The sequence below is a fragment of the Bradyrhizobium sp. USDA 3364 genome, assembly GCF_054056355.1.
Window position 1 is genome coordinate 1,500,122 of record NZ_JBSRYG010000002.1, and the last position, 14,890, is coordinate 1,515,011.

At 65.2% G+C, this 14,890-nt stretch carries 18 protein-coding genes and 1 pseudogene; 7 read left to right on the forward strand and 12 right to left on the reverse strand.

All coding sequences use genetic code 11. The features are described from left to right. The first annotated feature begins 30 nt into the window (after window positions 1–30). The 3 genes from ACVILL_RS07050 to ACVILL_RS07060 all read left to right on the forward strand — a co-directional run bounded on the left by ACVILL_RS07050 (window position 31) and on the right by ACVILL_RS07060 (window position 923). Entirely contained in the window at window positions 31–237 is a 207-nt protein-coding gene (locus tag ACVILL_RS07050) for a YdcH family protein (RefSeq protein ID WP_024583705.1), read from the forward strand. 194 nt (window positions 238–431) lie between these two features. Continuing rightward, entirely contained in the window at window positions 432–641 is a 210-nt protein-coding gene (locus ACVILL_RS07055; RefSeq protein ID WP_456728411.1) for a hypothetical protein, read from the forward strand. A 30-nt stretch (window positions 642–671) separates the two neighbouring features. Beyond that, complete coding sequence (locus tag ACVILL_RS07060) at window positions 672–923, forward strand: hypothetical protein (protein ID WP_456728412.1); 252 nt, start codon at window positions 672–674, stop codon at window positions 921–923. A 191-nt stretch (window positions 924–1,114) separates the two neighbouring features. On the opposite strand, the pseudogene ACVILL_RS07065 reads toward ACVILL_RS07060, so the two are convergent. Then, window positions 1,115–1,826: pseudogene (locus ACVILL_RS07065) on the reverse strand (GGDEF domain-containing protein). A 151-nt stretch (window positions 1,827–1,977) separates the two neighbouring features. On the opposite strand from ACVILL_RS07065, the gene purE reads away from it, so the two are divergent. Both purE and ACVILL_RS07075 read left to right on the forward strand, forming a co-directional pair. Continuing rightward, a complete protein-coding gene (gene purE / locus ACVILL_RS07070) occupies window positions 1,978–2,466 on the forward strand; it encodes a 5-(carboxyamino)imidazole ribonucleotide mutase (RefSeq protein WP_456728413.1) in 489 nt (162 codons plus the stop codon). Then, on the forward strand, window positions 2,463–3,569 hold the full coding sequence (locus tag ACVILL_RS07075) for a 5-(carboxyamino)imidazole ribonucleotide synthase (protein ID WP_456728414.1): 1,107 nt from the start codon (window positions 2,463–2,465) through the stop codon (window positions 3,567–3,569). The genes purE and ACVILL_RS07075 overlap by 4 nt, the downstream gene beginning before the upstream one ends. Before the next feature lie 76 nt (window positions 3,570–3,645). Here the strand turns inward: ACVILL_RS07075 and aqpZ are convergent, their stop codons facing one another. Then, entirely contained in the window at window positions 3,646–4,368 is a 723-nt protein-coding gene (gene aqpZ, locus ACVILL_RS07080) for an aquaporin Z (RefSeq protein ID WP_456728415.1), read from the reverse strand. 264 nt (window positions 4,369–4,632) lie between these two features. On the opposite strand from aqpZ, the gene rpsU reads away from it, so the two are divergent. Together rpsU and ACVILL_RS07090 are read left to right on the forward strand one after the other, a co-directional pair. Then, entirely contained in the window at window positions 4,633–4,929 is a 297-nt protein-coding gene (gene rpsU / locus ACVILL_RS07085) for a 30S ribosomal protein S21 (RefSeq protein WP_456728416.1), read from the forward strand. 233 nt (window positions 4,930–5,162) lie between these two features. Further along, window positions 5,163–5,702, forward strand: a complete 540-nt coding sequence (locus ACVILL_RS07090) for a tetratricopeptide repeat protein (RefSeq protein ID WP_456728417.1) — start codon at window positions 5,163–5,165, stop codon at window positions 5,700–5,702. Between the two features lie 40 nt (window positions 5,703–5,742). Here ACVILL_RS07090 and ACVILL_RS07095 read toward each other — a convergent pair whose 3' ends face one another. The 10 genes from ACVILL_RS07095 to ACVILL_RS07140 all read right to left on the reverse strand — a co-directional run bounded on the left by ACVILL_RS07095 (window position 5,743) and on the right by ACVILL_RS07140 (window position 14,789). Continuing rightward, window positions 5,743–6,672 (reverse strand): hypothetical protein, encoded by a 930-nt coding sequence (locus ACVILL_RS07095; RefSeq protein ID WP_456728418.1) that lies wholly within the window; start codon window positions 6,670–6,672, stop codon window positions 5,743–5,745. A 252-nt stretch (window positions 6,673–6,924) separates the two neighbouring features. Further along, on the reverse strand, window positions 6,925–7,209 hold the full coding sequence (locus ACVILL_RS07100; protein ID WP_456728419.1) for a cupin domain-containing protein: 285 nt from the start codon (window positions 7,207–7,209) through the stop codon (window positions 6,925–6,927). Between the two features lie 34 nt (window positions 7,210–7,243). Further along, window positions 7,244–8,341 carry a calcium:proton antiporter gene (locus ACVILL_RS07105; protein ID WP_456728420.1) on the reverse strand — a complete coding sequence of 366 codons (1,098 nt, stop codon included), beginning with the start codon at window positions 8,339–8,341 and terminating at the stop codon, window positions 7,244–7,246. Between the two features lie 53 nt (window positions 8,342–8,394). Next, complete coding sequence (locus tag ACVILL_RS07110; protein WP_456728421.1) at window positions 8,395–9,213, reverse strand: alpha/beta hydrolase; 819 nt, start codon at window positions 9,211–9,213, stop codon at window positions 8,395–8,397. Between the two features lie 15 nt (window positions 9,214–9,228). Further along, window positions 9,229–9,399: a hypothetical protein gene (locus tag ACVILL_RS07115; protein ID WP_456728422.1), complete on the reverse strand. Its 171-nt coding sequence runs from the start codon at window positions 9,397–9,399 to the stop codon at window positions 9,229–9,231. Window positions 9,400–9,410: 11 nt separating this feature from the next. Beyond that, window positions 9,411–10,808 carry an NAD(P)(+) transhydrogenase (Re/Si-specific) subunit beta gene (locus ACVILL_RS07120; RefSeq protein ID WP_456728423.1) on the reverse strand — a complete coding sequence of 466 codons (1,398 nt, stop codon included), beginning with the start codon at window positions 10,806–10,808 and terminating at the stop codon, window positions 9,411–9,413. Window positions 10,809–10,852: 44 nt separating this feature from the next. Beyond that, window positions 10,853–11,170, reverse strand: coding sequence for a proton-translocating transhydrogenase family protein (locus tag ACVILL_RS07125; RefSeq protein ID WP_016841609.1), 318 nt, complete (start codon window positions 11,168–11,170; stop codon window positions 10,853–10,855). A gap of 11 nt (window positions 11,171–11,181) precedes the next feature. Further along, window positions 11,182–12,306 carry a Re/Si-specific NAD(P)(+) transhydrogenase subunit alpha gene (locus tag ACVILL_RS07130; protein WP_456728424.1) on the reverse strand — a complete coding sequence of 375 codons (1,125 nt, stop codon included), beginning with the start codon at window positions 12,304–12,306 and terminating at the stop codon, window positions 11,182–11,184. Window positions 12,307–12,451: 145 nt separating this feature from the next. After that, window positions 12,452–12,604 carry an aa3-type cytochrome c oxidase subunit IV gene (locus tag ACVILL_RS07135; protein WP_024584943.1) on the reverse strand — a complete coding sequence of 51 codons (153 nt, stop codon included), beginning with the start codon at window positions 12,602–12,604 and terminating at the stop codon, window positions 12,452–12,454. 268 nt (window positions 12,605–12,872) lie between these two features. Further along, on the reverse strand, window positions 12,873–14,789 hold the full coding sequence (locus tag ACVILL_RS07140; RefSeq protein WP_456728425.1) for a M3 family oligoendopeptidase: 1,917 nt from the start codon (window positions 14,787–14,789) through the stop codon (window positions 12,873–12,875). Window positions 14,790–14,890 lie beyond the last annotated feature (101 nt).

Below are 14,890 nucleotides of genomic sequence, written 5' to 3' on the forward strand. Positions count from 1 at the left end.
CTCGTCGTGCTTAGCAGTTAATACACAACCATGAACGATCAGGATGAGCGCGAACTCCTCGCCGAGCTTGCGCGTCTGCAACAGGAGCACCGCGACCTCGATGCCGCGATCGACGCGCTGCATCAGTCGCCGGCGCCCGATCTCTTGATGCTGCAACGCTTGAAGAAGCGGAAGCTGCAGTTGCGCGATCGCATCGCCTTCATCGAAGACCAGATCACGCCCGACATCATCGCCTGACCCGTGGGCCACGGCGCAGCCTCGGTTCGGCCGGCCTGGTTCAGTCCGGTCCCGCGGTTTTCCCCGTCATCCACAGCGCCTCGTCGGCTTCACGTTCCCGGCAACGGACGCGGGCGCAATTCTCCACGCTTGACTCTCCTGGAACAAAAAGAGAACATGCCGGCATGCCGCCAGCCATCAGAGGGAGTTTCGCCATGTCCGCACCGCCTTCCCTGCCCGACAACAGCCGCTACGAGAAGGCCTGCGATCAGGCGATCGCGATGTGCGACGGCAACCTGCGCAGCACCATCAAGGCGCTGATCATGGCCAACGAATACCTGGAAGCCGAGCTCGAGGAGTTGCAGGCGGCGATCACCGCCGGCTGCGTCCCGGCGCGAACCGAGGCGGCGAGCGACGCTGCTTGATTCTTGGCCTGATCATCCGGGAGCACAGCAATGGCGGACGTGACCTATTACGTGGCGCTGCCCTTCATGCAGGACGACGACGGCGCTCCCGTCGCGGGCAATGCCGAGGAATGCCAGAGCTCGGCGACCGCTCTGCGCCGCGCGGAGACGATGTCGCGGATGCCCGGCAGCATCGGCGCCGTCGCGTTCAGCCGCACCGGCGATCCCGCGATCGGCGAATTCGGCGACGCCAAGCTGCTGCGTGCCTACGGCAATGTGCCGGAGGATCTGAGCGCGCTGTAATCTCTGGAATTAGCCGCGAAGAGATTGGATTGAACCGTCATCGCGCTTTGGTTCTTTGTTGAGCATGATCTCCGCGCAAGCGCGTCCCGCGCTTGTCGCGAGGTAAAACCGCTTCGCACTTTTCCGGATCATGCCCCTTGTTTAAGCATGATCTTCTCGGAAAACCGCTTCGCACTTTTCCGGATCATGCTTTAGGATTCATGGCGCCGCTGGGCCTTGCGCACATACATCGCACGGTCGGCCTCATCGAGCACGCGCTCGACATCCGAATGCACGTTGAGGATCGCAACGCCTGCGGAGGCGCCCGCGGAGACATGGCTGTCACGGAACACGAAGGTCAGGCGATCGATCGCCTCTTCCAGCGCAGCCGCCTTGGCGCGGGCATCGGTCTCGCTGAGATTCCACAGCAGCACGGCGAACTCGTCGCCACCGAGACGGCCGACCACGTCGGAGGCGCGCACCTGGTCCGAGATCGCGGCCACGATCGTCTTCAGCACCTCGTCGCCCGCGGCGTGCCCGAACGCGTCGTTGATCGGCTTCAGGCGGTCGACGTCGAGCACGATCAGCGCGCCGGAAAGCCTGGTAGCGCTTGATGAAGGACAGCGAACGGGTGAGCTCGCGCTCGAAGCCGCGCCGGTTCAGGATGTCGAGCAGGAAGTCGGTCTCGGCGGAGGCCTGCAGTTCCTCGATCCGGGCCTGGGCCCGCGCCAACTGTGCCCTGAGCCTGCGGATCGTGGATTTGTCGCCGGATGCGACCGCGCCGCGCGTGGCGGCCTCGGTTCCGGCCCGCTTGGCTCCGGTCCGTTTGGTTCCAGTCTTGCCGGGGGCGGATTTGCGCGGTGCGGTCGCGCCTTTCCGTCGTTTTGCCGCCCCGGAGCCGGCCGCCGTCGTCTTCTTCTTCATGCGCATCCTTGTTGAGGCCTGCTTATGAAGGCTTGCCGGGATTCACCAAGACAGGATAGTCCATTCTGACTCCCTTGCCACGCCTTGGATGACGCCCGGGCCGCCCCTATAATCGGCCTATGCTTTTGGATTCCTGTACAGAATTGAAGAGATGACCGCTCCGATCGCCCTCATCATGGGAAGCCAGTCCGACTGGGAGACCATGCGCCACGCCGCCGATACGCTGGCCGCGCTCGGTATCGCCTGCGAAACGCGCATCGTTTCGGCCCACCGTACCCCCGATCGGCTCTACGCCTTCGCCAAGGGCGCCAAGGCGGCCGGCCACAGGGTGATCATCGCCGGCGCCGGCGGTGCCGCGCATCTGCCGGGCATGACGGCCGCGCTCACGGAGCTTCCGGTGTTCGGGGTTCCCGTCGAATCCAAGGCGCTGTCCGGCGTCGATTCGCTTTATTCGATCGTGCAGATGCCGGCCGGCATCCCGGTCGGAACGCTCGCGATCGGCAAGGCCGGCGCGATCAATGCTGCGTTGCTGGCGGCAAGCGTGCTCGCGCTCAGCGATCCCGCGCTGTCGGCCCGCCTTGCGGCCTGGCGCAAGCAGCAGACCGATGCGGTCAAGGACCATCCGGAGGGCACGGCGTGACGGCTTCGAATGCAGTGAAGCTGAAGCCGGGCGACACCATCGGAATCCTCGGCGGCGGACAATTGGGCCGGATGCTGGCAATGGCCGCGGCGCGCCTCGGGCTCCGCTGCGAGGTGTTTTCGCCCGATCCGGACTCGCCGGCCTTCGACGTGGTGCAGCATGCGACCTGCGCGGAATATGCCGACGTCGAGGCGCTCGAACTGTTCGCCAACGACGTCGACGTCGTCACCTATGAATTCGAGAACGTCCCGGCCGCGACCGCGATGGTGCTCGCCGCGCGCCGCCCGGTGCTGCCCGCGTACAAGATCCTCGAGACCACGCAGGACCGGCTGATCGAGAAGGATTTCATCAGCAAGCTCGGCATCGGCACCGCCGATTATGCCGACGTCTCCTCGGTCGCCACGCTGCGCGCGGCGATCGAACGGATCGGCCTGCCCGCGGTCATCAAGACCCGCCGCTTCGGTTATGACGGCAAGGGCCAGACCATCGTCCGCCCCGGCGACGACCTCGAACAGATCTGGGAAGACCTCGGCACCAAGTCGGCGATCCTCGAGGCCTTCATCCCCTTCGAGCGCGAGATCTCGGTCATCGCAGCCCGCTCCGCGTCCGGCGAGGTCGAGTGCTTCGACGTCACCGAGAACGAGCATCGCGATCACATCCTGAAAATTTCCCGCGCGCCGGCTGCAATTCCCGAGGAGCTAGCCGCGCAGGCGCGGGCGATCGCCGAAAAGATTGCGTCTGCGCTCGACTATGTCGGCGTGCTTGCGGTGGAGATGTTCGTGGTGCCGGGCAACGGCACTGCGACGGTGCTGGTCAACGAGATCGCGCCGCGCGTGCACAATTCCGGTCACTGGACGCTCGACGGTGCCTCGATCTCACAGTTCGAGCAGCACATTCGCGCGATCGCCGGCTGGCCGCTTGGCAAGCCGGTGCGCCATGGCGAGGTGGTCACCATGACCAACCTGATCGGCGACGACATCCTGAGCTATGAGCAGTGGCTCACCGTTCCCGGCGCCACCGTGCATCTGTACGGCAAGGGCACGCCTCGCCCCGGCCGCAAGATGGGGCACGTCACCGAAGTGACACCGGTCCGCAAGCCATAAATTCAGGCGGCGGTCGCAGCCGCCTTCGACATCTCAATGGAAATGGGATCGTGGCAGCCACGATCCCATTCGCCGATCATGCCGTTTTCGCGCCGGCAACGATGCCGGTCGGCTCGTCGCTGAGCCAGCGATAGATGACGCCGCCGAGCGCACCGCCGATCAAGGGCGCGACCCAGAACATCCAGAGCTGCGCCAGCGCCCAGCCGCCGACGAACAGCGCCGGCCCGGTGCTGCGCGCCGGGTTCACCGAGGTGTTGGTGACTGGAATGCTGACGAGATGGATCATCACCAGCGCGAGGCCGATCGCGAGCGGCGCGAAGCCGGCAGGCGCCTTGCCATGGGTCGATCCCATGATGATGAACAGGAACATCATGGTCATCACCACTTCGGTGATGAAGCACACCACCATGCTGTAATGGCCCGGCGAATGCGCGTCGTAGCCGTTCGAGGCGAAGCCCTTGCTGACATCGAAGCCGGGCGCGCCGCTCGCGATCACGTAGAGCAGCCAGGCCGCGACGATCGCGCCGGCGACTTGCGCGATGATGTAGGGTAGCACCTGCCCTCCGGGGAAACGCCCGCCCGCGGCGAGCCCGACCGTCACCGCCGGGTTGAGATGGCAACCCGAGATATGGCCGATCGCATAGGCCATGGTCACCACGCTCAGCCCGAAGGCCAATGATACGCCGACCAGGCCGATCCCGACCTGCGGAAACCCGGCCGCGATCACCGCACTGCCGCAGCCAGCGAATGTGAGCCAGAACGTACCGATCAGCTCGGCCGCGTATTTCTTCATATCCATGTGCCATCTCCCCTATTTCCAATGCCCGGGTCATCCAAAACGCCGGGAGCGGCCCTCAACCGGGCGCCAAATCACCCAAATCAGGGCCGCACGATGGCATTTTCGTCCCATTTCGTGGCTTTACTAGGCCCGAAAGTCACGTGACCGGTGGACATCTGCGCGTTTGTCTGATACATGCGCGCGCCTAGGGTTAAGAGGCAGGCCTTTTGCCGCCCCTTCACCTCACCAGAATTCCGAACCGATCAATTCAAAAGAGGATGCCGCGTGCAGGTTCTCGTCCGCGATAACAATGTCGACCAAGCCCTGAAGGCGCTGAAGAAGAAGATGCAGCGCGAGGGCATTTTCCGCGAGATGAAGCTCCGCGGTCACTACGAAAAGCCGTCCGAGAAGAAGGCCCGCGAAAAGGCCGAAGCCGTGCGCCGCGCACGCAAGCTGGCGCGCAAGAAGTTGCAGCGCGAAGGCCTGCTGCCGATGAAGCCGAAGCCGGTGTTCGGCGCTGGTCCGGGTGGCGACCGCGGCGGTCGCGGCGGTGGTGCAGGCGCTGGTCGCGGTCCTCGCTGAACCGTTTTGCCGATCTGGAAGTCTTACAGCGCGGGCCACGGGCCCGCGTTGTCGTTTTGAAGCGAGCCGCGTTCCGGGGTACCCATGCAAAACGACCGGCAAGAGCATTTTGCATGATCGCTGATCCGGCACTCCGTTCGCTCCTTGCAGACCCTGCGCCCCGGCGTTGCGCGCCACAGCTCGTCATCATTGCAATCGTTGTTGGCCTGCCGCTCGGGGGCTGTTCCTTCGACTTGGGATCATGGGGTTCGGACGGCAAGCCGAAGCCGGCCGCCACCGCCGATAAGCCGGCCGCCGACGCCATCACGCCGCAGGACGTCAACAGCGCCAAGGACCACACGGCTCGCGCCCAGGTGCTGGCGCGCTCCGGCAAGCTCGACGAGGCGATGGCGGAGTTCGAACAGGCGCTGGCCGCCGACCCCTACAACATCCAGGCGCTCTACGGCCGCGCCCTGATCTATCAGAGCCGCGGCCAGCACCAGCAGGCGATCGACGATTTCACCGCGGCGAGCGGACTGTCGCCGCAGAAGGCCGAGCCCCTGGTCGGCCGCGCCACCAGCTACCTCGCGCTCGACAATGCCAAGCGAGCCGTCTCCGATCTCGACGAGGCGGTGCAGGCCGATCCCAACAACGTTGCGGCGTGGAACATTCGCGGCCAGACCTATGAGAAGCTCGGCGACAAGGCCAAGGCGGCGGCGTCCTACAATCGCGCGCTCGCGCTACGGCCAACCGACGGCAGCGCGCGCAGCGGGCTGGCGCGCACCGGCGGATAATTTCTCAGGCTTGCTTCGGCAGGACTTGGTTCTGCAGGGCTTACTTCGGCAGAACGGCGTGGAACATCGACTTCATGCCGGAGAACATGTCGTCGGTCACCGAGGTGCGCTCGTTCTTGGGCGCCGGCATGACCGCCTCGGCGCGCAGGTCCAGCGGCGCCTGGATCACCGGCACCGGGATGTCGGCCGGCGGCGTCAGCCGGTTCGAATCCTGCACGTTGGCTTGGACGCCGGCGGCGTAGGGCGCACGCTGCTGGGAGGGTTGATCGGCACTATCACTGGACGGGTTCGACACCATGATCGGTGGCGGCAACGGCCGCATCGCCGACGTGGTCGCCGAGCGCTGCGCTTCAGGCAGGCGGGCGAGATCGGTAGAGCGCGCGGCCTCCTGCTGCGGACGCTCCTTGCGCAGCCGCTCGATGGCGGCGCGCGCGAGATCGTTGGCGTCGCGGCTTTCCTCCGGCGAGGCTGCGGCCTCGGCCGGCGCGGCAGCCGTCGCCGCCGGCTGCGGTGCGGTGGCAGGCGTGGCCTTGGCGACCGCCTTCGGCGCCGCCGGATGATGGCGGGTCTCGGCGGGGATGCTGGCGGTCTCGGCCGGGGCATCAGCCTTCGAGTCAGCAGCCTTCGAGTCAGCAGCCTTGGGGTCGGCTGCTTTGGGGTCGGCGGATTTGTCGGCGGGCTTCTCGGTGACGGTGGCCTTCTCGGACGCCGACCGCTCGATCAGCGTGCGCTCGGACATGCCCTTGGCCTTCACGCCGGCTTCGGGGAGGCTGCTGACGACGGCGGGCTTTTCGGCGGGCTTGGCGGTGGCCTTCGGATCCGCCTTGGGATCAACGGCGGCGGTCACGGCCGCGGCTGCCGGCGCTTCCGGCCTGGCCACGATGTAGTGATTGACGATGTACGCCCCGATGATGGTCGCTGCCACCGAGGGTAAGATGTCCATCACAAATTTCTTCAGGTAACTCAGCATGACCTGCAACTCCCCACCCCGTTATTTCATGCTGGAACTTTGAGGCACATTCAGGGATCAACTGCGTCGGATCGGTGGCAAACCCCCGTTCCACGGTCACCTTCAGTGTCATTTCGGTTTCAGCCGGAGGCGCCCCCTGCGTAGGCCGCATCCACCTCTTAATTCAACGTGGAGCCGTTAACGGCTTATGAATTTCCACAACTGCACCGACTCGGACCTGCCATTCGGCGCGTGCAGGGTTCCGGCCCCGTGTCAGGGCTTGAGTTCGACCTCGAGGAACACGATCTCGCTGGCCGTCTCGTTCAGCACGTCGTGCTGGACCCCGGCCTTGCGGAAATAGGACTTGCCGGCCCCGAGCTGCGCCGTCGAGCGCTCGCCGTTCGGCGCCACGATGGTCATCTCACCCGCCGTGATCGGAACGATCACGTAGTCCATCTCATGGGTGTGGTGGCCGGTGGCACTGCCGGGCGCGAGCCGCCATTCGGTCACGCGGACCTCCGCCGTATCCACCTGAACATCCGATTTGGCGCTGAGCATCGTTACTTCTCCGAGTTTCTTGTTTGAGCGGGCTCTAGGGCACGAAAACCATGAACACGAACACGGCGAACACCACCATATGAACGAGCCCGAACAGGATGTTGGTGCGACCGGTTCCGAAGGTCAGCATGCTGACCATGAAGGTGAGCAGCAGGATCAGCATATGCTGGTTGCTGAGCCCGAGCACCAGCTGCTTGTCGAGCGCATAGGCGGCAACCGCCACGGCGGGAACCGTGAGCCCGATGGTGGCGATCGAGGAGCCGAGCGCGAGGTTGATGCTCTTCTGCAGGTCGTTCTTGCGCGCCGCCGACACTGCGGCGACGCTCTCCGGTAACAGGATCAGGGCCGCCACCACCAGGCCGGCAAAGGCCGGCGGCGCACCGATCTTGATGGTGACGACATCGACCACCAGCGAGAATTTCTTCGCCAGCAGCACCACCGCGAGCAGCGAGACCAGCAGCAGCGCGACGCTGAGCGCCGTCATGCGGTCGGACATCACCTCGCCATGCGCCGCCGCTTCGTTGGCGCTGCCGACGAAGTAATCGCGGTGGCGGATGGTCTGGGTGTAGAGGAACACCGCGTAAAGCAGCACCGTCACGATGCTGACGACGGCGAGCTGGGCCGTGGAGTAGACCGGCCCCGGCGCGGTCAGCGTGAAATTCGGCATGTCGAGCGTGATGGTCGCGAGCACGAACAGCACGCTGAGATAGAGGTTGGCGCCGGTGATCTGGAAATCCTGCTCCCGGTAGCGCAGGCCGCCGATGAAGATGCAAAGCCCGACCAGGCCGTTGCAGACGATCATCACCACCGCAAACACGGTGTCGCGCGCCAAGGTCGGGGCCGGCGTGTCGCCCAGCATGATGGTCGAGATCAGCGCCACCTCGATGATCGTCACCGCGAGCGTCAGGAGCAGCGTGCCGAACGGCTCGCCGATCCGCTCGGCGATCATCTCGGCATGATGGACGGCCGCGAACACGGTGCCGAACAGGATCACCAGCAACACGGCCGCGAACACCCAGCCAGGAGCCGATGGCGCGAAGTTGTAGCCGGAGGCCGAGACCGCGGCAAACAACAGCACCGCCAGAACAGGATACAGCCAGGCCGACCGCGGCATCGGTCCGTGTGCGCTCATCGTGGGGGTCCCCTCACTTCGATGGCCGATTATGCGATAGACAATCGCCGCCGTCAGCCACCTGCGGCGCCGATAAACCGCATCGCAGTCCCCAGCGCACCGAAATCGTCGAGATCGTCGTGCCCGCCACCGGGCAGGCGCACGAACTGCTTGGGCTCATGGGCGAGGCCGAACAGGCGCTCGCCGAAACGGATCGGGATCACCGGATCGTTGGTGCCATGCATGATCAGGAGCGGCGCCGTGACGCCATTGATTCGCCGGTCGGAGTGGAATTGATCCCGCATCAACAGGGTGACCGGCACGTACCAGAAGTGCTCACCGGCGACGTCGGCCGTCGACGTATAGGGCGCCTCCAGGATCAATCTGCCGACCGGATGTTCGGCGGCGAGCGGGACCGCAACGCCGGTGCCGAGCGAGAAGCCCCAGGCCACGATCTGCTCGGCGCGATAGCGCGCGGTGGTGAACGCGTAAGCTGCCGCCGCGTCCTGCAGCAGCCCCTGCTCGCTCGGAGAGCCGCTCGAGCCGGCGTAGCCGCGATAGGACAGCGCCACCAGCCCGGTGCCGTCGGCGATGATGCCTTTGAAGCGCGCCACGCGGCCGGCAAGGAAATCGCCATTGCCGGGAAAGAACAGCACGACATCCCGGCCCGGCTTCGCCGGCACGTGCCAGACGATGACCTTCTCGCCGTCATCGGTGGTCAGGACATGCTCTTCCGCTTCGGCAAGACCGGCGGCCGCGGGCGCAGTCCGTCCCACCGGCGGGATCGGGAACAGCATTTCGCGCTGCTTGACGTACAGCACCACGAGCCCGCCGAGATAGACGACGAGCGCGGCGATCAGGAGCCATTTCAGGATTGCGAGTGCCAGGGCCATCACCAGTGGCCGCTTCTATGTCTTGCCGCGGAGCTTGAGCAGCCTCTCGACGTCGGCCTTGATGCCGCCGGGGACCGGCCGGCAGGAACAGGCCGCCGCATGCGCCACATGCCACTTGATGCGCTGCTCGCGCGTGGCCCGGGGCGGCATGCGATGCGCGCGATGCCACTCCCGGTTCAGCGCCATCGCTGCCCGCCTTACATCGCCTTGACGATGTTCTCGGTGACCTTCTTGGCGTCGCCGAGCAACATCATCGTGTTGTCGCGATAGAACAGCGGATTGTCGATGCCGGCATAGCCCGACGCCAGCGAGCGCTTGATGAACATCACGGTGCCGGCCTTCCAGACCTGCAGCACCGGCATGCCGTAGATCGGCGAGGTCTTGTCTTCTTCCGCCGCCGGGTTGGTGACGTCGTTGGCGCCGATCACGAAGGCGATGTCGGCCTGGGCGAACTCCGAATTGATGTCCTCGAGCTCGAACACCTCGTCATAGGGCACGTTGGCCTCGGCCAGCAGCACGTTCATGTGGCCGGGCATACGGCCCGCCACCGGGTGAATGGCGTATTTCACCTCGACGCCTTCCTTCTTCAGGATGTCGGCCATCTCGCGCAGCGCGTGCTGGGCCTGCGCCACCGCCATGCCGTAGCCGGGCACGATAATGACCTTGGAGGCGTTCTTCATGATGAAGGCGGCATCGTCCGCCGAGCCGAGCTTGGCGGGCTTCTGCTCGCCCGAGCCGCCGCCTGCGGCAGCAGTCTCGCCGCCGAAGCCGCCGAGGATCACCGAGATGAACGAGCGGTTCATCGCGTGGCACATGATGTAGGACAGGATCGCGCCCGAGGAGCCGACCAGGGCACCGGTGATGATCAGCGCGGAGTTGCCGAGCGTGAAGCCGATGCCCGCCGCGGCCCAGCCGGAGTAGGAGTTCAGCATCGAGATCACGACCGGCATGTCGGCGCCGCCGATCGGGATGATCATCAGCACGCCGAGCGCCAGCGCCAGGATCGTGATCATCCAGAAGTCGAACGCGCTGCCGGAGAGCACCAGGCCGACGATGAAGAACACCAGCGCCAGCGCCAGCACGATGTTGATGACGTGGCGGGCCGGCAGGATGATCGGCGCGCCGCTCATCCGTGCCGAAAGCTTCAGGAACGCGATCACCGAGCCGGTGAAGGTCAGCGCGCCGATCGCGACGCCGAGCGACATCTCGACCAGGCTCTGGGGATGGATGTTGCCGGGCGTGCCGATGTCGAACGCCTCGGGCGCATAGAACGCGCCGGCGGCAACCAGCACCGCGGCCATGCCGACCAGCGAGTGGAATGCGGCGACGAGCTCGGGCATCGACGTCATCGGCACCCGGCGTGCGATGACCGCGCCGATGCCGCCGCCGATCGCGACCGCAACAATCACCAGCAGCCAGGCCACGCCATCGGCCGGCGGATGGCTCGCCAGCGTCGTGCCGACGGCGATCGCCATGCCGATCATGCCGAACATGTTGCCCTGGCGCGACGTGGCCGGGCTCGACAGGCCACGCAGCGACAGGATGAACAGCACACCTGCCACGAGATACAATAGTGCAGAGAGATTGGCACTCATCTCAGGTCCCCCCAAATTCTTACATCACCCCGAGGTGGTTGCCGTTACTTGGCTTTCTTCTTGTACATCGCCAGCATGCGCTGGGTGACCAGGAAGCCGCCGAAGATGTTCACGCAGGCGAAGATCAGCGCGACGAAGCCGAAGCCGCGGGCCCAGCCCGAGCCGCTCGACACCATGCCGACGCCGACCGCAAGCAGCGCGCCGACCACGATCACCGACGAGATCGCGTTGGTCACGCTCATCAGCGGCGTGTGCAGCGCCGGCGTCACCGACCACACGACGAAATAGCCGACGAACACGGCGAGGACGAAAATCGACAGCCGGAACACGAACGGATCGACGGCCTGCGCGAGATGCTCCATGGCTTCTCTCCTTACTTCGGCTGGAAGTTGGGATGGATGACGGCGCCGTCCTTGGTCAGCGCGGTGGCCTTCACCAGTTCGTCGTCCCAATTGACCGCGAGCGCCTTGTTGGCCTTGTCGACCATCGTCTCGATGAACGAGAATAAATTGCGTGCGTAGAGCCCCGAGGCCGAGGCCGCGACGCGGCCGGCGACGTTGGTGTAGCCGACGATCTTGATGCCATCGAGGTCGACCACCTCGCCGGGCTTGGCGCCTTCGACATTGCCGCCGCGCTCGACCGCGAGGTCGACCAGCACCGAACCGGGCTTCATCGATTTCACCATCTCGCCGGTGACGAGCTTCGGCGCCGGACGGCCCGGGATCAGCGCAGTCGTGATCACGATGTCCTGCTTCTTGATGTGCTCGGCGGTCAGCGCGGCCTGCTTGGCCTGATACTCCTTGGACATTTCCTTGGCGTAGCCGCCGGCGGTCTGCGCGTTCTTGAACTCCTCGTCCTCGACGGCGAGGAATTTCGCGCCGAGCGATTCCACCTGCTCCTTGGTGGCGGGGCGCACGTCGGTCGCGGTGACGACGGCGCCGAGCCGCCGCGCGGTCGCGATCGCCTGCAGTCCGGCGACGCCGACGCCCATCACGAACACCTTGGCGGCCGGAACGGTGCCGGCGGCGGTCATCATCATCGGGAAGGCGCGGCCGAAGGCTTCGGCGCCCTCGATCACCGCCCGGTAGCCGGCGAGGTTGGCCTGCGAGGACAGCACGTCCATCACCTGGGCGCGGGTGATGCGCGGCATCAACTCCATCGCGAAGGCGGAAATGCCGGCATCGGCCATCGTCTTCAGCGCAGCCTCGTTGCCGTAGGGGTCCATGATCGCGATGACCAGCGCACCGCGCTTGTACTGCGAAAGCTCGGAGGCCTCCGGCCGCTTCACCTTGATGATGATGTCGGCGTCCTTGAGCGCGTCGGCAGAGACCGTGGCGCCCACCGCGGTGAACTCCGAATCGGGCAGGCCCGACTTGATGCCCGCGCCCGGCTCGACAGCGACCTCGGCGCCGAGCGCCTTGAACTTCTTGACGGTATCGGGCGACGCCGCTACGCGCGGCTCGGACGGATCGATTTCCTTGGCAACGGCGATCTTCATGGGCCCTCCGGCGGCGCGAGCGGCGCACGCGTCTTCAAACTAGCGTTATTTTCGCCAGATTGGATACCCCGGTTTTTGGCAGCCGGGTTCGACAGAAATTCCGGCACCTCCGCGGGACGGCGATGCGGCTAGCCGATCTTGAGGATCAGACCAGGAAGTAGGCCATCAGGATGAGGATGATGGCGACGGCGATGGAGCCGTATTTGACGAGCTTGATAAACCCTTCATAGGTCTGCTCGTGCGCCACGTAATCGTTGCCGTCGGCGGTCGTGTAGGCCACTTCGCTATGGTCTGCCATCGCTGTCCCCAGTCAGAAATTCGCGTTCCGCGTGCCATTACCGCAAACAGATTGACAGGGCAACGGCGTGGTCCCTATTGGGTCATTTGGAGCGCCAATTGTCCCCGATCCGGGAGACCCAGCCGACGGCCAGCGGCCGGGCGCAGGCAGGATTGATCTCCCAGATGCGGAAGTCATGGAACGATCATGTCGTCCGGCGAGAAAATGCCGAACGAAGCTCCGTCTGGACCGGGCTTTCGCCCGGCTCGTCGCGGAACGCCGACGGGCCTCAGCCCATCGTCTCCAGTTCGTCGATCATGCCGGCGATGACGGACAGGCCACCGTCCCAGAATTTGGGGTCCTTGGCGTCGAGCCCGAACGGCCGCAACAGCTCGGAGTAGTGCTTGGTGCCGCCGGCGGCCAGCATGTCGAGATAGCGCTCGGCGAAGCCCTCGGACGCATGCTCGTAGACCGCATAGAGCGAGTTCACCAGGCAATCGCCGAACGCATAGGCGTAGACGTAGAACGGCGAATGGATGAAGTGCGGGATGTACATCCAGAACGTCTCGTAGCCCGGCTTGATCTCGATCGCTGGCCCCAGGCTCTCGCCCTGCACGCTGAGCCAGAGCTGTCCGATCCGCTCGGCGGTGAGCTCGCCGTTCTTGCGCTCGGTGTGAACCGCGCGCTCGAATGAGTAGAACGCGATTTGCCGCACCACGGTGTTGATCATGTCCTCGACCTTGCCCGCGAGCAGCGCCTGGCGCTGCTTGGCGTTCCTGGTCTGCGACAGCAGCCGCTTGAAGGTCAGCATCTCGCCGAACACGCTCGCGGTTTCCGCCAGCGTCAGCGGCGTCGGCGCCATCAGCGCGCCGTTCTTCGCCGCCAGCACCTGATGGACGCCGTGGCCGAGCTCATGCGCCAGCGTCATCACGTCGCGCGGCTTGCCCTGATAGTTCATCAGCACATAGGGATGCGCCGACGGCGTGGTCGGATGCGAGAATGCGCCCGGCGCCTTGCCGGGACGGACCGGCGCATCGATCCAGCGATCGTCGAAGAAGCGCCCGGCGATCTCGGCCATTTTCGGCGAGAAGCCGTTATAGGCGGACAGCACCATGTTGCGCGCCTCCGGCCAGGCGATTGTCCCGGTCGCCGCGAACGGCAGCGGCGCGTTGCGGTCCCAGTGCGGCAGCTTCTTCTTTTTGAACCAGCCGGCCTTCAGCGCGTAATAGCGGTGCGACAGCTTCGGATAGGCGGCGCGCACCGAGGCGACCAGCGCATCGACCACCTCGCGCTCGACGCGGTTGTTGAGATGGCGGGAGTCCGCGACATCCTGGAAGCCGCGCCAGCGGTCGGAGATTTCCTTGTCCTTGGCGAGCGTGTTGGTGATCAGCGCGAAAGTGCGCTCATTGTCCCTGAAGGTCTTGGCAAGCGCCTGCGCGGCGGACTTGCGCTTGTCCGGCGCCTTGTCCTGCAACAGGTTCAGCGTCGGCTCGATCGCGAGTTCCTTGCCCGAGACCTTGAAGCGCAGGCCGGAGATGGTCTGGTCGAACAGCCGGTTCCAGGCCGCGTAGCCGCTCTGCGCCTTTTCATGGAAGAGCTGCTCGACGCGATCCTCGAGCTGGTACGGCTTGTCCTTGCGCAGATCCTCGATCCACGGCCGGTAATGGCCGAGTTCGGGTTCGGCCATCGCGCGCTCGATCACATCATCGTCGACCCGATTGAGCTCGAGCGAGAAGAACAGCAGATGCACCGACGCCGCCGTCAGCCGCTCGGAAACGTCGCCGTAGAATTTCGAGATCGCGGGATCGACGCTGTCGCCGGCATGGACGAGGCCGGCATAGGAACCGAGACGGCCGGCCAGGTCGTCGATGGCCTCATAGCGGCGGATCGCCTCGGCAAGCCACTTTCCGGCGCCGTCCCCGGCGGTATTTTCGGCAAGCTTGCCCTTGTAGTCGGTCTCAAACGCGACGCAATCTGCATCCATTTTCTGCAAATCGCGCGCAACCTCTGGCGCGTCGATACCGGAGTAGAGATCTGCCAGATTCCATTCCGGAAGCTTGCCGGTCTTGCTGGCTGCCTTTTTCGCCGCCTGCCCGGCTGCCGGCGATTTGCGTTGCGCGGCCGTCTTGCGCAGCGCGGCTTCCTTACGGAGAGCGGCCTTGCTGAGAGCAGACTTGTTGGGAGCGGATTTGGAGCGCGGGGTCATCTTGTTCGTAACCTTACTTCAGTCGGAAAGATGTCGGCGGCGGCGGAATAAGGGCGGGTTTGCAACGTTTAAGAGTGCGTTAATCGGCATCGGCGACATTG

Excerpts from the sequence above, each read along its gene's own strand:
- ACVILL_RS07060 (WP_456728412.1), top strand. The coding sequence starts at position 672 with ATGGCGGACGTGACCTATTACGTGGCGCTGCCCTTCATGCAGGACGAC.
- ACVILL_RS07115 (WP_456728422.1), bottom strand. The coding sequence starts at position 9,399 with ATGGCGCTGAACCGGGAGTGGCATCGCGCGCATCGCATGCCGCCCCGG.
- ACVILL_RS07140 (WP_456728425.1), bottom strand. The coding sequence starts at position 14,789 with ATGACCCCGCGCTCCAAATCCGCTCCCAACAAGTCTGCTCTCAGCAAG.
- ACVILL_RS07055 (WP_456728411.1), top strand. The coding sequence starts at position 432 with ATGTCCGCACCGCCTTCCCTGCCCGACAACAGCCGCTACGAGAAGGCC.
- ACVILL_RS07125 (WP_016841609.1), bottom strand. The coding sequence starts at position 11,170 with ATGGAGCATCTCGCGCAGGCCGTCGATCCGTTCGTGTTCCGGCTGTCG.
- ACVILL_RS07105 (WP_456728420.1), bottom strand. The coding sequence starts at position 8,341 with ATGAGCGCACACGGACCGATGCCGCGGTCGGCCTGGCTGTATCCTGTT.
- ACVILL_RS07135 (WP_024584943.1), bottom strand. The coding sequence starts at position 12,604 with ATGGCAGACCATAGCGAAGTGGCCTACACGACCGCCGACGGCAACGAT.
- ACVILL_RS07120 (WP_456728423.1), bottom strand. The coding sequence starts at position 10,808 with ATGAGTGCCAATCTCTCTGCACTATTGTATCTCGTGGCAGGTGTGCTG.
- ACVILL_RS07100 (WP_456728419.1), bottom strand. The coding sequence starts at position 7,209 with ATGCTCAGCGCCAAATCGGATGTTCAGGTGGATACGGCGGAGGTCCGC.
- ACVILL_RS07050 (WP_024583705.1), top strand. The coding sequence starts at position 31 with ATGAACGATCAGGATGAGCGCGAACTCCTCGCCGAGCTTGCGCGTCTG.
- ACVILL_RS07110 (WP_456728421.1), bottom strand. The coding sequence starts at position 9,213 with ATGGCCCTGGCACTCGCAATCCTGAAATGGCTCCTGATCGCCGCGCTC.
- ACVILL_RS07130 (WP_456728424.1), bottom strand. The coding sequence starts at position 12,306 with ATGAAGATCGCCGTTGCCAAGGAAATCGATCCGTCCGAGCCGCGCGTA.
- ACVILL_RS07095 (WP_456728418.1), bottom strand. The coding sequence starts at position 6,672 with ATGCTGAGTTACCTGAAGAAATTTGTGATGGACATCTTACCCTCGGTG.
- aqpZ (WP_456728415.1), bottom strand. The coding sequence starts at position 4,368 with ATGGATATGAAGAAATACGCGGCCGAGCTGATCGGTACGTTCTGGCTC.
- purE (WP_456728413.1), top strand. The coding sequence starts at position 1,978 with ATGACCGCTCCGATCGCCCTCATCATGGGAAGCCAGTCCGACTGGGAG.